Source organism: Spirosoma aerophilum (assembly GCF_054782495.1).
The window spans coordinates 1,049,747-1,066,732 of the sequence record NZ_BAAGSJ010000004.1; the positions used below are offsets into that span (position 1 = coordinate 1,049,747).

The following is a 16,986-nucleotide window of genomic DNA, read 5'->3' on the forward strand; positions in this document are numbered from 1 at the left end:
TATCTTTGCACCTTAGGTCGAAACAGGCTTCCGGCGGTTTCGCGAAAATTGCTACTTATCCAATGAAACAGCCGGGGTTGCTTCCGGCCATGTCCATGTCTCTTAAAATCTCCTCCGCGCTGATTTCCGTTTTTTATAAAGACGGTCTCGAACCCCTGGTCCGACGCTTACACGAACAGAACGTCAAGCTATATTCGACGGGCGGCACTCAGGCATTTATCGAACAACTGGGTATTCCGGTTACGGCCGTTGAAGACCTCACGGGTTATCCATCCATTTTTGGCGGACGGGTTAAAACGCTGCACCCGGCCGTGATGGGCGGTATTCTGTACCGTCGGGAAATGCCCGAAGATTTGGCGCAGGCGGAGCGGCATCGCATCCCACCCATCGATCTGGTGGTGGTTGATCTGTATCCCTTTGAAGAAACGGTGGCGTCGGGTGCGTCGGATGAAGACATCATCGAGAAAATCGACATCGGCGGCATTTCGCTCATTCGGGCAGCTGCCAAAAATTACAACGACGTGCTGATCGTTTCCTCGCGGAGCCAATATGGCGATGTGGTGAAGCTGCTGACCGAGAAAAACGGCACGACCGATCTGGCCGACCGCCGTCAGTATGCCGGTAAAGCCTTCGCCGTCACCTCGCAATACGATACGGCTATTCAGGCCTATTTTGCCGGGGAACAAGCGCCTAAAGCCGATGCCACCGGTACGGTTTATGATTTTAGAACAATGCCCGCCAGTCACCTTCGGTATGGCGAAAACCCGCACCAGCAGGCAACGTTCTACGGTGATCTGGAAGCCATGTTCGATAAGCTGCATGGGAAAGAACTGTCGTACAACAACCTGGTCGATGTAGATGCCTGCGTGAGCCTGATTGATGAGTTTACGGATACGGAGGAGAAAGCGTTTGCCATCATCAAGCACACCAACGCCTGCGGTATTGCCACCGCCCCGACCGCTAAAGAAGCGTACCTGAACGCCCTCGCCTGCGATCCGGTCTCGGCGTTTGGCGGGGTCGTCATCACAACGGCCACCGTCGATCTGGAAACCGCCGAAGAGCTGAACAAGCTGTTCATGGAAATCCTGATCGCACCCGACTATACGCCGGAAGCCCTGACGCTGCTGAAGTCAAAGAAGAACCGGATTTTATTGAAGCGCAACGCGGTAGAACTGCCTTCGGTCATGTTCAAGACCATCCTGAACGGCGTTCTGGAACAGGATAAAGACAACCAGACGGAAACCGCCAGCCAGTTCAAAACAGTTACCGACAAAGCGCCGACCGATAGTGAAGTCCGGGCCCTGGAGTTTGCCCTGAAGGTGTGTAAGCACACGAAGTCAAACACCATTGTTCTGGCTAAAGAAGGCCAGTTACTGGCCAGTGGCGTGGGGCAAACGTCGCGCGTGGATGCGCTTCGGCAGGCCATTGAGAAAGCCCATTCGTTCGGCTTTGATCTGAACGGGTCGGTAATGGCGTCTGACGCGTTTTTCCCCTTCCCCGACTGCGTTGAAATCGCCGGCAATGCGGGCATTACGGCGGTCGTTCAGCCCGGCGGCTCCATCCGCGACCAGGATTCTATCGACTACTGCAACCAGCACGGTCTGGCCATGGTAACGACGGGGGTGAGGCATTTTAAACACTAACCTTAACCGGGATTTATGTGATTTATTTGACCGACTATGATTTTTTAAACTTTCACTAAAAGTGGCAGATTTGAATCACAGTCAGTCAGAAAAATCACATAAATCCGAGTTCAGATATGCTCTACACAATCTGGTGCGCTACGTATCTTGTTACGTTATACCTGGTGCTGTTTCCGATCCAGTTTGTGTTTCTGCAACGCGAGAGCTGGAAACCGCTGGCCCACAAGATCAACGCGATCTGGGGCAGGCTGTTTTTTTGGGGCATCGGGATGCCGGTTCGCGTGGACCGTCGCTTTCACCCCGATCCCAGCCAGACGTATGTGTTTTGTGCCAATCACTTTTCGTATCTGGACATAGCCGTCATGGGCGTCATTCTGAACAACTATTACGCCTTTGTCGGCAAAAGCGACGTAAAAAACATCCCCCTGTTGGGCTATATGTTCGCGAAGCTGCACGTGCAGGTCGACCGGGACCAGCCCAATAGCCGGGCGTATTCACTGGCGAAGTCCATCCGGACGCTGGCATCGGGCCGTAGCATTATGATCTTCCCCGAGGGCGGTATTCGGGCGCAGGAACCACCCCTGATGGTACCATTTAAGGATGGCGCGTTCACGATGGCGATTCAACAGCAGGTACCGATTGTGCCGGTGACGCTGCTGGATAACTATCTGATATTGCCGGATCGGAGCCCCGTTCGTTTTCACTGGCATCCGCTGCGGGCCGTTGTTCACTCCCCCATCGAAACGACCGGCATGACGCAGGCCGATGTGAAGCAGCTGAAAGAAGAAACCTATCGAATCATAAATGCGGAGTTGATGAGCAAGACCAGAGTACCCGCTTAGGGCATTCACGCTTTCGCTCATTCACCCTTTTACTCGTTCGCTCATGAAAGTAGACCACGAAACTTTACATAAAATTGCCCACCTGGCCCGGCTGGAGGTACAACCCGACGAAGAAGCGGCTTTACTGAACAGCCTCAACGGCGTGCTGACCTGGATGGAGCAGCTCAATGAAGTTGACACCACGGGTATTGAGCCGTTAACACATATGTCGACAGAAACCAACGTGTTGCGGGAGGATATAGCAGGCAATCACCTCCCCCGCGAAAAGGCACTGTCCAACGCTCCTCAACACGACGAGCAATTCTTCGAAGTGCCAAAAGTGTTGGAGTAGTGGTAATTATGGCGCGGTTTGTATCGTGGTGTCGGGTCCTCAGACCCGATACGCTCGCGTCAGCAATTGGTGTCGGGTCTGAGGACCCGACACCACAAAAACCCCACCACTCCACCCAATATTAATCTACCGGCCCGACAACTTTCAGGCCGATGACGCCGACGGTAATAAGCAGAATGAAGAAAAGTTCGGCCCACGACCAGTTCGTCTTTAGCCAGAGCACATCCGTCGTTTTCAAAAACACCAGAGATAGCGCCATCCAGACGGCAAAAGCTGTCGTGGTAGGAATGGTACGCATGGAAATAGCCAGCAGGACGGTATTGACGATGCCAAAGACGATGTATGCCAGCCAGGGAATCAAAATAGGAAGCCCGGCGTCGGGTTTGTAGAACGTCGTCCAGCGAAGGGTTTTCAATCCATCCCACTGTATGTATTTAAGCGCGTACAGCCATGCCATCTGGCAGGCGGCCGCACCCGTTAGATACACCCAGGACAGTATTGTTCCTTTCATATGGCCCAGCGATTACAGCCGCAAAGGAAGCGGGTCTTCGCCCGCCAATGCAACCTTTCCCTGTAACAAGATGATTAAGAAATTGTTACGAGTCGGTTTACGCCAGCGATTAGACGTCTAAGCGGCTACGCCAGAATCGGTTTAACAACCTTTCCGGCCACATCGGTCAGTCGGAATGGCCGACCCTGAAACTGATAGGTCAGCTTGGTATGGTCGAAGCCGAGCAGATGCAAAATGGTAGCCTGCAGGTCGTGAATATGTACTTTGTCTTTCACACCATAATACCCAATATCGTCGGTTTCGCCGAATGAGAATCCTTTTTTCACCCCGCCCCCGGCCATCCAGACCGTGAATGCTTCGAGGTGGTGATCGCGGCCCATGAACGGCAGCGTTTGCCCGTCGCGGTTTTCCTGCATGGGCGTCCGACCAAACTCCCCACCCCAAACCACCAGCGTATCGTCCAGCAAACCGCGCTGCTTTAAATCGTTCAGCAAGGCGGCTACGGCCTGATCTGACTCTTTACATTTGGCTTTCAGGCCAATATCGACAGAACCGTCGGCGCTGGTTCCGTGGGTATCCCAGCCCCAGTCGAAGAGTTGCACAAACCGAACCCCACGTTCCACCAGCCGCCGAGCCAGCAGGCAGTTTCGGGCAAAAGACCCCTTGTTGGGGTCGACACCGTAACTATCCAGCATATACTGCGGCTCACTCTTGATGTCCATGGCATCGGGCACCGACATCTGCATACGGAAAGCCAGTTCATACTGGGCAATGCGCGTGAGAATTTCGGGGTCTTTGACCTCGTCGTACTGTTGCTGATTGATCTGACTGATAGCGTCGATAGTCTGCTTCCGAATGTCGCGGCTAATGCCCGACGGGTCGGACGCATACAGCACCGGGTCACCATCGGTGCGGCACTGAACGCCCTGATAAACTGTTGGCAGGAATCCACTTCCCCAGACCGATTTCCCCGCATCGGGCTGCTTACCGCCCGATGCCAGCACGATATAGCCGGGTAAGTTGTCGTTCTCCGTTCCCAGTCCGTAGGTTACCCACGAGCCCAGGCTGGGCCGTCCCAATCGGGCGCTGCCGGTATGCATGAGCAACTGCGCCGGAGCGTGGTTGAACTGGTCGGTATGCATGGCTTTCAGGAACGAAATATCATCGACTACGCCCTGCAAATGGGGTAGGTAGTCCGACACCCACGCCCCCGATTGACCTCGCTGGGCAAATTTCCCCTGCGGCCCCAGCATCTTGGGAGTGCCCCGGATAAAGGCGAATTTCTTCCCTTCGAGCAAGGCCTGCGGACAGTCTTTTCCGTTGTATTTGGCCAGTTCGGGCTTGTAGTCGAACAACTCCAGCTGGCTCGGCGAACCCGCCATGTGAATGTAGATGATCCGTTTGGCTTTGGGAACAAACTGCGACGGGTGCGGGGCCGTCGGCTCACCGGACAGCGACGCAGCCCCAACGGCATTCGCCTGCGGGTCCTCTTTCCCAAAAAAGCCGCAGCTCCCCAACACCGAACTGAGGGCCATGGCACCCAGCCCCGTTGAGCAGGTATGCAGAAAGTGACGCCGGGTTTCGCGCTCAGCGGCAGCGTGCCGGAGTTCCTGAATGAGTTTGTTCATGTTGTGTTGCTACCCCACCCCCGGCCCCTCCCCTTTTTTTAAGGGGAGGGGGGAATGTGCGGGTTTTGGTTATTAAAACGAGCTTTGCTGTTTTTTCAATTGATGACTCTTATGTCATCAATCATTACAACCTTTACTCACAATAGCATTATTGAATACTGTGTTAACGTTGAAAACAGTTTCTGATCCTTTGAAGCACCGCTACAATATCTTCCTCAACCTCACGGTTACTGATGCGCAGCGTTTTTATATCCAACTGCGCCAAGGTAGCGTCGCGTATCTCGTCATGGACCGTTGCCCCCGCTGTTTTATGGACGCTTCCATCCACTTTAACACAAAGGCGTTCAGTTGGGCAATAGAAGTCAAGAATATACACGCCGATACTATGCTGTCGCCGAAATTTCCGACCGTCCAACTGACTACTCCGCAACCGTTCCCATAGCAATACCTCTGCAGGTGTAGGCGTCTTTCTCAGCTCCCGCCGGTACTCCTCCATCCCCTTACGATTGTGTGTAATCTGACCCATAAAGAACTTCTCCTTACAATGGCTTTCTTAAGCCTGTATAACTGAAAAAGGTACCCTTCTCACTCTGCAAAGCCCCTCCCCTTTTTTCAAGGTGGTCCGGCATTCCGGGAGGGGTTGGGGTGGGGTCGGCCACTGCCGTGGGGTAAAATTTTACTCCTTCGTGATCACCTCATCCAGATTCAGCATCGTGTTGGCCGTTACGGTCAACGCGGCCAGTTGGGGCGAAACGGCGGAACAATCAGCGCCGGGGCGGTCCAGCAGTTTGTCCACTTCGCCGGGCTTCTGCCGGTAATACTGTTCGGCGGTTTGGTACAGCCGCACCAGTACGGCCAGCTTTTTAGACGGCAAATCGCGCAACATAACCTGCCGAAAACCGGCTTGTATCTGTTTCTCCGGCGTTTGGCCCTGCGAACGCATGTAACTGGCCAAGTGTTCGGCGGCCTCTACATACACCGGGTCGTTGAGCGTTACCAGCGCCTGCAGGGGCGTGTTGGTACGCAATCGCCGGAGCTGGCAGAACTCCCGGCTCGGACTGTCGAAAGTAACCATTGATGGATAGGGGGCGGTTCGTTTCCAGTAGGTGTACAGCGCACGCCGGTGCAGGTCTTCACCCGTACTTTGCTTCCAGGATTCGCCATCGTAGGGCGACTGCCAGATACCCTCGGGCTGAACGGGCATCACGCTGGGGCCGTACATTTTCTGGCTCAGCAGCTTGCTTACCGCCAGCGCCTGATCGTGCACAGCCTCGGCCGATAGCCGAACGCGTGGGCCGCGCGCCATAAGTTTGTTGAACGGATCTTTCGCCAGCATCTCGGGCGTCGCGCTGGACTGCTGCCGATAGGTAGCCGACATCACCATTTTCTTCAGAAGTTTTTTAACACTCCACTGGTCGGATTCCATAAAGTCAACCGCCAGATAATCCAGCAATTCCCGGTGCGTTGGCTGAATACCCTGCGTACCCATGTCCTCTACCGTTTCGACAATGCCCGTACCGAACAACTGTTCCCAGAAGCGATTTACTGCTACCCGGGCCGTTAGCGGATGCTCCCGACTGACCATCCAGCGGGCGAGGCCCAGCCGGTTTTTGGGTAGTTTGGGGTCCATAGCCGGAAATGACTTCGGCACATCCGGCAAAACACGCTTGCCTTTCACCATCCAGTTGCCCCGCTCGAAAACGTGTGTCTCACGCACTAAATCTCCCGAACCGTCGAGCATGATGGGCGTTTGTTCAGCATCGGCGTTGAGCAACTCCAGCAACAGTTTGTCTTTTTCGCCGATGGCATTCTGCGGTTGGCCGGGCAGAACGGGCGTAAAAGCCACCCATTTTATCTGCACCCAGTCTTTAGGCTTTTCAGGGCTGTTCAGCGATAAGTACAGATTATGTCGTCCCTGAACGGCGGGCAGCGCAATCATCTGCACGGTATCTTTACCCGGCTTAGGTGTCGGAATCTGGGCCAGAATCGGGCCGTCCGGCTTGTCCTGACGCAGCGTAACCGTGGCGTTCGTCGCTTTGGTGCCCCACCTGATCAACAAACGGGGGCGACCGGTGAGGGTTACGTTCTTGATCCGGCAGGCTCCCTTGTCCTGAAAACCAAAATATTTGGCATCCAGCAGCGACGCGTTGACATACTGGTCGAAATCGTGCGAGTTGATTTTGGGCTCGACGGTTCGCAGCAAATGCGTAACCTGTGCCGCGGTGGCCTGTGCCTGTTTGGGCGAGGGAACAGCCGATGCGATGTATCGTTGTAAATCGACAAGCTTAAGCGAATCGGCAGGTTTGTAGAACCGGAGCGTTGGCGTATCGCTCGTTACGTCTTCATCGCGGGTGTTGTTGAAGAAGGCGAGGTACTTGTAATATTCGTCGTGCGTGAAGGGGTCGTAGGGATGGCTATGGCATTGGATACAGGCGAAGGTCGTTCCCTGAAACACATCCCAGGTGGTGTTGACCCGGTCGATCACGGCGGCCGTCCGGAACTCTTCGTCCTGCGTACCGCCCTCGTCGTTGGTCATGGTGTTGCGGTGGAAACCCGTGGCGATGAGCTGATCGTCGGTAGGGTTCGGCAGCAGATCACCCGCCAGTTGCTCCACCGTAAACTGATCGAAGGGTTTATCTTCGTTAAATGCCTTGATCAGCCAGTCGCGGTAACGCCATATTTTACGGCCGGGGTCGCGTTCGTAGCCTTTGGTATCGGCATAGCGGGCCAGATCGAGCCACATACCCGTCCAGCGCTCGCCATAGGCGGGTGATTTCAGCAGCCGGTCCACGACTTTTTCGTAGGCATTTTCTGATTTATCCGCCACAAAATCAGCGGCTTCTTTTTCCGTTGGGGGCAAGCCCGTCAGGTCGAGGGATACGCGCCGGATAAGCGTGGCCCGATCGGCTTCGGGAGAGGGTTTGAGGCCGTCCTGTTTGAGTTTATCCAGAATAAAATGGTCGATCTCATTTTTGGCCCAGTTCGTTTCGTCATTTTCGGCAATGCCCAGTCGGCTCAGGAACGTTCCAATCTGGGGTACATCGGGTTTCTCAACGGGCAAATACGCCCAATGGTCGCCCCACTCAGCGCCCTGGTCGATCCATTTTCGAAGCAGGTCAATCTCGTCGGGTTTCAGGGCCGGGTGGTCCAACGGCATGCGCTCGTCGGGGTCTGAGAGGGTCAGGCGACGAATCATCTCACTGCCATCGGCATCGCCGGGAATGATAGCGAGTTTGCCGGACTTGGCCGGGGCCAGCGCTTCGTGTTTGAAAAGCAATGAGAAGTTGGCCGCTTTTTTAACCCCGCCATGACAAACAATGCAATTCTTGTTGAGCAGCGGTTTGATCTGGGTATTATAATCCACCCGTTTCTCGAAAAACCCGAGAAACGACGATAGCACCAAAGCCACCGCAATGCCCACCGAACTAAGCAGAATCCACCTGATTTTCATAAAACACAGACACAAAGACATTACCTGCCACTAAAAGCAACAACCTTGAATTTTGTCACTATACTATTTTCAGGTTGCTGATTTTTTAACGAAGATACGCTTTAACCGATTCATTATGAATGGATAACTGCAACACTAATTAGCGAACACGTACATCGGCTTGGGCGGTATCATCTTCGCCGTTTGTCGTGCCGTTGTTGGGCGTTGAATCAGGATCGGGCTCGGTAGCGGCTATTACCTGTGCGTAGCAGATGCCTCGTCCGCTAGCCGTTGCCCGGCTACGAAACCGCAATGAAAAGCTGCTCCCAGCCGCCAGGCTGTTTATAGTGCCAATCAGCGTTCCGCCCAATGAGGCAAAATCGTCGCCCGGCACAAACGTTTGTCCAGCAGGCAAATAGACCGCAGTACTCAACCCCGTTACAGGTAAGCCTCCTTTGTTGGTCAATGTTACCGTGTACGACAGTATATCACCAACGGCCGGTGTACGCGTATTCGTCCGCATTGTCAGACTCACATCGGCCTTTGTCGGGTCGGGAGTTGGTTGATTGCTACTAACGGCAGGCAAAGGCACCTGGTTGGGATTGGGCGATGTGAACACCGATGCACTCGTCGGAAACGTCCGAAAATCCAGTTGGGCTGCGTCGTCCTGCCCATCGCCGGTACCCGAGTTGGGCTGGCTATCGGGGTCAATGGTGGTTAGCTGCGCAATCTCAGCCGCGTTCTGATAGGTGCCCGCTGCTGTTGGCTGTGCCTGATAGGTAAGTGTACGGGTGCTCCCCGCAAGAACGTCGAAGGCGCTACTGGTCAATACCGTTCCGGAAACAGACAGGTCAGCCGATGCCATAAACGCCAGATTGGCGGGCAGCCGATTCCGAACAACGACGTCTCTGGCCACGCCCGGCCCGCTGTTATAAACGAGGAGGCTAACCGTAACGGGGCTGTTTACGGCAGGCACCCGCTGATTGATGCTCATAGCCAGACTTACATCGGCCTGACGGTTTATCCGAAACAGATTCGATGGAACGGCGGGCATGGCTGGCGAGGTCGCCATCACCCGAACTTGAAAGCTTCCCTTTTGCAGCGAAACCGGCAGCGCTACCAGTATGGGGCTGGCAGTGCCACTTCCCAATGTTGTGATAAACTGGCCGAGGGAATCCAGCAGCTGCACCTGCCATTGGTTATCAGCACCGAAAGTCCCCAAAGTGCTGAAGGTGACGGATAAGCTGGCACCGGGGGATACGTTGGCCGCCAGATTGCCGGTTACGGCGAACTGCGTTGGTGTAACCGGCCGGGCATTCTGAAAAAAGGCCGCATTCATACTATTGTTCCAATTCCGGGCAAACCGCGATAGTCCCATGTCGGCCGGAATGGGTTTGTTGCCCAGATAATATTGCGGATGGGTGGCCAAACGGGAGATGTTTCGAAAGTGAACATCGACAACACCCGCCCCCCGGTTCAGGATCGTATCATTCAACGGCCCCTGAAATACACTTAAACCGGACGTGGCAATGACGGCCTCCTGTTGGGCCACCACATCGGGCGCGGAGGTTCGGCCATTGAACGACGCACGGGCTACCATCCAGGGAACATTTCGACCGCCAAAATCCTGTCGCGATTTAGCAATGACAGCCCGCAGCAGATTCGCATAATTTGGAATAGTTGACACCGCAATATCCCCTTCAACCTCCCCCTGGTGCCATAAGACAGCCCGGACCCCGGCGATAGACCCGTAATAATGAAGCACATTCCTGAGGTTTGTATAGGGTTGTAGATTGGGCCAGTCGCCACCGGAGCAGAAATAAATGTTGCAGGCCGCAATGCCATTGGCCGTCTTGTACCAGTTGTCGATCGTCGACGCATCCCAACCCGCCACATAAAACGCTACCGGAACATTGTACCGATTCACGATATAGTCACCCAGTTCTCCCCAACCCCACGAGCTTTCGGCCATGGGGAAGATGCGTCGGGCCGCTGTAAGGGCTTTATACCGGGGCACGGGCATGGGATCGCCCGACGAAACGAGGGCAGGCTGAGCCGGTGGCTGTGGATAATAATGATTGATCGAGTCGATGGCGTTAACGCGGTCGGTGTTGGTTCCCAGATCATTATCGCCAATACTGAGTCCCCGTGAGTTCGACTGCCCGGCCGTGATGAATACTTCGCCGATACCAACGGGCTGAACGCTGGCCTGCTCGATAACGGTGGTCCCTACCAGTGTTCGCACGGTGAGCACATACCAGCCGCCAGCGGCCGTTACGTAGCCCAGAAAAAGATTATTGGCAGGATTCGATTGTACCGTTTGCCAGCCGGTAGCGACACCCTGCCCCGTGGCAACGGGCGTCAATTGAGCCTCCACCCGATCGACAGTACCGGTGAAACGCCCCGACAGGTAGAGCCGGCCTGTGCCATCCACTCCACGCTGCACCACCAGACGCGCCATCGGATGTGACACCTGTAGCTGGGCCCTTGACATCAACGGCCAGAAAATGAGCCAAACAGCCCATTTAACAAATTTGAACATGAACGGTGGGTAACTGTATTGCCACAAAAATAAATGAAAGATATTTAATATAATCACTCATTTAATGAGTGGCCTTCTGGCTATTTTCAGCATAATCAGATTATTTACGTTGAGCCTTGCTTAGTCTACTATTCACCTCAAATACTACGCCGTTTGAACAAATAGCTCACATATAATGCATAAAATGCGTCCAGTGGGCTAACAGTAGCTATACCTGCTAACCCACCGGACGCATTTTATACCGAAATCAGTCTACACTTTCCCCTTCAAATACTGGGCCGTATAATTCCCATCCGTCAGTTTCACCATCTCTTCGGGTGTGCCGGTAAAGGTAATATAGCCGCCCGTTTCGCCCCCTTCCGGGCCGAGGTCAATGATATGATCGGCGTTTTTGATGACCTCCATGTTGTGCTCGATGATGATGACGGAGTCACCCTGGTCGACCAGGGCGTTGATGGCCGAAAGCAGTTTTCGGATATCGTGAAAGTGCAGTCCTGTGGTTGGCTCATCGAAAATGAACAACGTACTGCCTTTGTTCGGGTTACCTTTACCCAGGAACGACGCCAGCTTCACCCGTTGGGCCTCCCCACCCGACAGCGTGTTTGCCGACTGCCCCAGGCCAATATATCCCAAACCGACATCCTGTAAGGGTTGCAGCTTGTCGGCCATTTTGTTATCAACCTTGCGGAAGAATTCGATGGCTTCGTCGACGGTCATATCCAGAATATCCGAGATATTCTTGTCGTGCAGCGTTACCTCCAGCACCTCCTGCTTAAAGCGTTTGCCGCCACAGCCTTCGCATTTAAGGTAAATGTCGGCCATGAACTGCATTTCGATCTTCACCTCGCCTTCACCCTGACACACTTCACAGCGTCCGCCATCGACGTTGAACGAAAAGTGACTCGGCTTGTAGGCCCGGGACTTCGACACGGGCTGGTCGGCCATAACCTGCCGGAGGTAGTCGTAGGCTTTGATATACGTAACCGGATTGGACCGGCTCGATTTGCCGATTGGGTTCTGATCGATCATTTCGACCGCCAAAATCCGGTCGAGGGAGCCGCTCAGCCCATCGAACTTACCAGCCTCTTCGGTGCCTTCGCCCCGTTGCCGCATGAGGGCCGGGTACAATACTTTCCGAATCAGCGTACTCTTCCCCGACCCCGACACGCCCGTCACGACGGTAAGCGTATTGAGCGGAAACCGGGCATTTACATCTTTCAGGTTATTCTCCCGGGCTCCTTTCAGCTCGATAAAATTCGTCGCCTTCCGCCGGAACGTCGGCACCGGAACCGTTTCGCGCCCCGTCAGGAAGTCGATGGTATGAGAATTTGAGGAGTTAGAAGTTAGGAGCGAGGAGTTAGGAGTTGCTGTCGCGAGAATACTACTGGCGTCAGCAACTCCTAACTCCCGGAACGCCGGCCGCTCGCTCCTCGCTCCTAACTCCTTAATGTCGGCCCATGTCCCCTGGAACATGAGGTGGCCGCCCAGCGAACCGGCGTCGGGGCCAATGTCGATGAGTTGGTCGGCAGCGCGCATCACTTCTTCTTCGTGCTCCACCACGATCACCGTATTGCCCATGTCGCGGAGGGATTCAAGTACGCTTACCAGCCGTTGGGTATCGCGGGGATGCAATCCAATACTGGGTTCGTCCAGAATATACATAGACCCCACCAGGGCCGAGCCCAGGGACGTTGCCAGCTTGATGCGCTGGTATTCGCCACCCGACAAAGTATTAGTCAGTCGGTTAAGGGTCAGATAACCAAGTCCAACACGCTCCATATAGTCCAGCCGGTTGCGAATTTCGATCAATATCCGGTTGGCCACCTTTTGCTGGTGTTCGGGAAGCTCCAGGTCATTGAAGAAAGCCGTTACCTGCGTGAGGGGCATGAGCACCAGATCGGTAATGGATTTCCCGCCAATCTTAACATAACCGGCATCTTTCCGCAGCCGCGAACCACGGCATTCCGGGCAGGTCGTTTTGCCCCGATAACGTGACAGCATGACGCGGTACTGCACCTTGAATGTCTGGCTTTCCACAAAGTTGAAGAAAGCATTTATGCCATCGAAGTACTTGTTTCCGGTCCAGAGCAACTCCTGTTCGGCAGGCGTCAGGTCTTTGTAAGGTCGGTGAATCGGGAAGTCGAACCGAATGCCATTTTTGAGCAGGGGTTTTAAAAACTCCTCGCTCATTTTTTCACTACGCCAGGGCGCAATGGCGCCTTCGAAAACAGACAGATTCTTGTCGGGCACCACCAGATCCGGATCTATGCCCAGCACCTTACCGAATCCGTCGCACCGGCGGCAGGCCCCATAAGGGTTGTTGAACGTGAACAGATTCACACTTGGCTCCTCGAACACAATACCATCCAGCTCGAATTTATCGGAGAAAACGCGCGATTCTTTCCCAACAATGTCGACCCGACAAGTGCCATCGCCTTCGTTAAACGCCGTTTGCACCGAGTCGGAGAACCGGTACAGGTTATCTTCGTCGGGGTTGCCGTTGTCGTCGTACAACACCGTTCCCCGATCGACTAAAATTTCGAGTGACGAATTAGGCGTGAAGAGTGAAGAATAGTTGTTTTCATTCTCCAGAATATCTTCAATCTGCAACACCTGCCGACCCGTCGTTGATTCGGCATTCTGGCCGTCATCCGCCACGATACGCGTGTAGCCTTTCTGGAGCAATATATTCAGCTCATACGACAGTGTCCGGTCTTCGCGAACGCGCAGGGGTGCCATAATCATGACCCGCTGTGGAGCGCCATCCGGCCCGGCCTCGAAGCTGTACATGAAATTGACGACATCCGTAACGGTGTCTTTCTTGACCTCATGGCCCGAAATAGGCGAATACGTCACCCCTGCCCGGCCGAACAGGAGCTTCAGGTAATCATAAATTTCAGTAGAGGTGCCCACGGTTGAGCGGGGGTTTCGGGTCGACACTTTTTGCTCAATAGCAATAGCGGGCGATACCCCTTTGATGTATTCAACCTCCGGCTTTTCCATACGCCCCAGAAACTGGCGGGCGTAGCTGCTCAGGCTTTCGACGTACATTCGCTGGCCTTCGGCAAATAAGGTATCAAACGCCAGCGACGACTTGCCCGATCCCGACAATCCGGTCAGGACCACTAATTTGTTGCGCGGAATGGCAACGTCAATTCCTTTAAGATTATGTACTTTCGCCCCCTTAATGATAATAAACTGTTTGGGGTCTAGATTGTCAACGGAACGTTGTGATCCGGTAGTCCGGCGTTCGGTTTCCGTGGTCTGAGTCATTCGAAGTTAATGAGGGTAAACTCTATCTAAATTTTAACGGTTTATTTCAAAATATGGTTTCTCTCCTTTCTATAAAACGACGGGCGGAACCGAATAATATCAGGTCGCGCAACGGGTTTCCCGTAATTCGCGTATTAGCTAAACAGACGAGATGGATTTTGCGCAGGAAGACATTATCAGGTTGGGCGTTGCGCTGATCATTGGCGGTCTGATCGGTGCCGAGCGCGAATACCACGGCAAGTCGGCAGGGTTACGAACCATGATCATGATTTGTGTCGGCTCGGCGCTGTTCACCATGGTTTCAGCCCGGGTTGGCGGTGCCGGCGACCGGATTGCCGCTAATATTGTTAACGGCATCGGTTTCCTGGGTGCGGGTATTATCTTTAGGGAAGACAACCGGGTGAAAGGCCTGACAACAGCAGCCACCGTTTGGGCGGTCTCGGCACTGGGCATGTGCGTTGGGGCCGGACACTACGACATGGCGATTGTTGGCTTTGTGTTTATACTCGGGTCGCTGCTCATTCTGGTGGGTTTATCGAGCCGGATCAACAAGATGAACCAAACGCGTGATTATAAAATCGTAACCGCGTTTCATAACAAGACGCTTAAGCAATACGAAGAGCTTTTTGACGAGTTCGGCCTTAAGTCGTCGCGTAACCAGCAGCAACGTATCGGCACCGAGATTATTGGTAACTGGCGGGTGAGTGGCTCGGAGCAAAACCACGAAAAGTGCATTAAACGGCTGTTGAGAGACCCCGAAGTAAAAGAATTCACCTTCTGATTTCGTTACATACGTAGAGTTATTTTTCTGTATACAACACCATGAATCATATTCAAAAGTTACTGTTTATCACGGCCTTATTAACCAGCAGCGTTGCCTTTGGGCAACTTACCGAAGATCCGGACGACCGGCGGGACCAGGGTAAGGACCCGCTTCGCACCCAAACGCCGGAAGGACGTCCTTTGCCCTTTGGCCAGCGTCTGCGCTTTGGTGGTGGTATCAATGGTTTCCGCTTTGGTAACCCGTTTAGCCTGGGCGTTGCACCGGTTATTGCCTACCAGGCCAGCGAACGGATGATCGTAGGCATTGGCGCGACCTATACCTATACCCGCTATAAAGGCATTACGAGCACGGGATCAACGGTTCCGGTTCAGACATACAATCAATATGGTGGACGCGGATTTTTGATGTACGAATTTATTCCCTCCATTCTGCCCAATCTGTATTTACACGGCGAGATTGAGAATACAACGGTGGCGGTCAAATACGACCAAACCGGTCAGACAGCCAGTGCCAGCCTAACCTCTCCGCTCGTTGGGGTAACGTATTCTCAACCTATTTCCAGGCGGTTTGGCGTCAATTTAACCGCTTTATATAACCTGAACTACAACGATAATTCAGGTCTGGGCCGCACCATTTACGGCAGTCCATTTGTGCTTCGTATATCGTTCTTCTAAGACGCTGTTCATGGTTAATCGGGCAAATAGGTGACCCGTCTATTGTCGCTGAACGACCTGTTCATTGTCGATAAACGAAGTTGATCATTCCATTAAAAAGGCGCTTCCGGTATTGGAAGCGCCTTTTTAAGCTCTATAGAAAACCGATTACCGTATTTTATCCCATATCAGATCACTGATCCACTTCATACCCGTATCATTAGGGTGCGCAGCTACGGAAACGTTGGTGTATTGGCTGGCAAAGTACTGCGGCTGCCCAACCATGCAGCTTAAGTCGACCAGCGTATACCCTTTTTCACGGCTTACTTTTCGGATAACCGCATCGACCTGCGGTTTAAACCAGACGCTGGTGGTGCAAACAAGTTTAACGGGCTGGCTCCCGCTTAAGGTGATTAAGCGCTCCAGAAACTGACGATAATTGGCCTCAAAGTTACGGGCGCTCACCTCGCCATTCTCCACGTTTTCTCCCATTCGAACCAGAATCAGATCGGGCTTAAACTGTTGAATTGCCTCATTGAACTCATCCAGGCTATAGCTGCTCATACCATAATAACGCTCTAGATTACCGCTTGCCTGAAGTCTGACACCCATAGCCGGATACAGCGTTCGCAACTGAGCCGTCAACAAACGGACGAAATCCTTTTCGGGGGCCGAAGCCGCCATGCCGTTATTGTTGAACCAGCCAATCTCAGGGGAAGGTACAGCGTTCATGATACTGTTGCCAATAACCAACATCCGCTTGAAGTAAATGGTAAACGAAGCCGATCGACTAATCGACTGTTTTGTTCCGGCACGAATTCGCGTTAGAATGGTTCCGCCGGATGTCAATGTAAGTTGTTGACCCGTTGTCCAGCTTTGTCCATTATCCAGCGAATAGTCAATGACGCCCCCCGGCGGTAACGTATCGGCGGTTAGCCGCACATCGGTCGTCATGTAGAACGAGCCACCGTCTGGCCAAAAACGAGGTGGGGGGACCTTGAGTGTATCAAACCGGACAGCCGCGGTGCTGGTACTGCTGCAATTCGATGTCGTTGTGTTGCTTGCTCCGGGTATGAAGCAGGGACAGACGGGGGTTGGCACGACCGGGGTAGTCGGGCTGGGGGTAACGGGGACAACCTGAGGGCCAACCGAAGCACGGTAGTCGCTTGCACAGGCAAAAACAAGGAGTATAACGGCCAATAGACTACTATATCCTATGGTTTTGCCACCAGTTGATAAACATCGAAACCGGATTGAATCACGCATAATCTATAAATAACTGCCTTGTTTCAGGCCGGTAAAGTACAGCAAATTTTTCCAACTACAGGTACCCAATGTATTCAACTGTT

Annotated in this window: 13 protein-coding genes; 6 read left to right on the forward strand and 7 right to left on the reverse strand. The window is 53.5% G+C overall.

The annotated features are described in order from the left end of the window. Window positions 1-95 precede the first annotated feature (95 nt). The 3 genes from purH to gatC all read left to right on the forward strand — a co-directional run bounded on the left by purH (window position 96) and on the right by gatC (window position 2,816). A complete protein-coding gene (gene purH, locus ACYVK4_RS06250) occupies window positions 96-1,643 on the forward strand; it encodes a bifunctional phosphoribosylaminoimidazolecarboxamide formyltransferase/IMP cyclohydrolase (RefSeq protein ID WP_461126666.1) in 1,548 nt (515 codons plus the stop codon). A gap of 116 nt (window positions 1,644-1,759) precedes the next feature. Beyond that, a complete protein-coding gene (locus ACYVK4_RS06255) occupies window positions 1,760-2,485 on the forward strand; it encodes a lysophospholipid acyltransferase family protein (protein ID WP_461126615.1) in 726 nt (241 codons plus the stop codon). 43 nt (window positions 2,486-2,528) lie between these two features. Beyond that, window positions 2,529-2,816, forward strand: coding sequence for an Asp-tRNA(Asn)/Glu-tRNA(Gln) amidotransferase subunit GatC (gatC, locus tag ACYVK4_RS06260; RefSeq protein ID WP_461126616.1), 288 nt, complete (start codon window positions 2,529-2,531; stop codon window positions 2,814-2,816). A 121-nt stretch (window positions 2,817-2,937) separates the two neighbouring features. On the opposite strand, the gene ACYVK4_RS06265 is transcribed toward gatC, so the two are convergent. From ACYVK4_RS06265 to ACYVK4_RS06290, 6 genes are all read right to left on the reverse strand, one after another. Continuing rightward, complete coding sequence (locus ACYVK4_RS06265; protein WP_461126617.1) at window positions 2,938-3,327, reverse strand: DMT family transporter; 390 nt, start codon at window positions 3,325-3,327, stop codon at window positions 2,938-2,940. A 125-nt stretch (window positions 3,328-3,452) separates the two neighbouring features. Further along, window positions 3,453-4,955: a DUF1501 domain-containing protein gene (locus ACYVK4_RS06270; protein WP_461126618.1), complete on the reverse strand. Its 1,503-nt coding sequence runs from the start codon at window positions 4,953-4,955 to the stop codon at window positions 3,453-3,455. Between the two features lie 163 nt (window positions 4,956-5,118). Next, complete coding sequence (locus tag ACYVK4_RS06275; RefSeq protein ID WP_461126619.1) at window positions 5,119-5,481, reverse strand: endonuclease domain-containing protein; 363 nt, start codon at window positions 5,479-5,481, stop codon at window positions 5,119-5,121. Window positions 5,482-5,631: 150 nt separating this feature from the next. Beyond that, window positions 5,632-8,406, reverse strand: coding sequence for a DUF1553 domain-containing protein (locus ACYVK4_RS06280; RefSeq protein ID WP_461126620.1), 2,775 nt, complete (start codon window positions 8,404-8,406; stop codon window positions 5,632-5,634). 139 nt (window positions 8,407-8,545) lie between these two features. Next, entirely contained in the window at window positions 8,546-10,927 is a 2,382-nt protein-coding gene (locus ACYVK4_RS06285) for a DUF11 domain-containing protein (RefSeq protein ID WP_461126621.1), read from the reverse strand. Window positions 10,928-11,179: 252 nt separating this feature from the next. Next, window positions 11,180-14,200: an excinuclease ABC subunit UvrA gene (locus tag ACYVK4_RS06290; RefSeq protein ID WP_461126622.1), complete on the reverse strand. Its 3,021-nt coding sequence runs from the start codon at window positions 14,198-14,200 to the stop codon at window positions 11,180-11,182. Window positions 14,201-14,351: 151 nt separating this feature from the next. Here ACYVK4_RS06290 and ACYVK4_RS06295 point away from each other — a divergent pair, with 151 nt between their 5' ends. Then, a complete protein-coding gene (locus ACYVK4_RS06295; RefSeq protein WP_461126623.1) occupies window positions 14,352-14,981 on the forward strand; it encodes an MgtC/SapB family protein in 630 nt (209 codons plus the stop codon). A 41-nt stretch (window positions 14,982-15,022) separates the two neighbouring features. Next, entirely contained in the window at window positions 15,023-15,658 is a 636-nt protein-coding gene (locus tag ACYVK4_RS06300) for a hypothetical protein (RefSeq protein ID WP_461126624.1), read from the forward strand. Window positions 15,659-15,805: 147 nt separating this feature from the next. Here the strand turns inward: ACYVK4_RS06300 and ACYVK4_RS06305 are convergent, their stop codons facing one another. Then, window positions 15,806-16,591: a GDSL-type esterase/lipase family protein gene (locus ACYVK4_RS06305; RefSeq protein WP_461126625.1), complete on the reverse strand. Its 786-nt coding sequence runs from the start codon at window positions 16,589-16,591 to the stop codon at window positions 15,806-15,808. A 43-nt stretch (window positions 16,592-16,634) separates the two neighbouring features. Between ACYVK4_RS06305 and ACYVK4_RS06310 the strand changes: the two genes are divergently transcribed. Further along, window positions 16,635-16,778 (forward strand): hypothetical protein, encoded by a 144-nt coding sequence (locus tag ACYVK4_RS06310; protein WP_461126626.1) that lies wholly within the window; start codon window positions 16,635-16,637, stop codon window positions 16,776-16,778. The last annotated feature ends 208 nt before the right edge of the window (window positions 16,779-16,986 follow it).

Bases quoted from the DNA above. Each gene is read 5' to 3' on its own strand.
- purH (WP_461126666.1), top strand. From the start codon at position 96: ATGTCTCTTAAAATCTCCTCCGCGCTGATTTCCGTTTTTTATAAAGAC.
- ACYVK4_RS06255 (WP_461126615.1), top strand. From the start codon at position 1,760: ATGCTCTACACAATCTGGTGCGCTACGTATCTTGTTACGTTATACCTG.
- gatC (WP_461126616.1), top strand. From the start codon at position 2,529: ATGAAAGTAGACCACGAAACTTTACATAAAATTGCCCACCTGGCCCGG.
- ACYVK4_RS06265 (WP_461126617.1), bottom strand. From the start codon at position 3,327: ATGAAAGGAACAATACTGTCCTGGGTGTATCTAACGGGTGCGGCCGCC.
- ACYVK4_RS06270 (WP_461126618.1), bottom strand. From the start codon at position 4,955: ATGAACAAACTCATTCAGGAACTCCGGCACGCTGCCGCTGAGCGCGAA.
- ACYVK4_RS06275 (WP_461126619.1), bottom strand. From the start codon at position 5,481: ATGGGTCAGATTACACACAATCGTAAGGGGATGGAGGAGTACCGGCGG.
- ACYVK4_RS06280 (WP_461126620.1), bottom strand. From the start codon at position 8,406: ATGAAAATCAGGTGGATTCTGCTTAGTTCGGTGGGCATTGCGGTGGCT.
- ACYVK4_RS06285 (WP_461126621.1), bottom strand. From the start codon at position 10,927: ATGTTCAAATTTGTTAAATGGGCTGTTTGGCTCATTTTCTGGCCGTTG.
- ACYVK4_RS06290 (WP_461126622.1), bottom strand. From the start codon at position 14,200: ATGACTCAGACCACGGAAACCGAACGCCGGACTACCGGATCACAACGT.
- ACYVK4_RS06295 (WP_461126623.1), top strand. From the start codon at position 14,352: ATGGATTTTGCGCAGGAAGACATTATCAGGTTGGGCGTTGCGCTGATC.
- ACYVK4_RS06300 (WP_461126624.1), top strand. From the start codon at position 15,023: ATGAATCATATTCAAAAGTTACTGTTTATCACGGCCTTATTAACCAGC.
- ACYVK4_RS06305 (WP_461126625.1), bottom strand. From the start codon at position 16,591: ATGACGACCGATGTGCGGCTAACCGCCGATACGTTACCGCCGGGGGGC.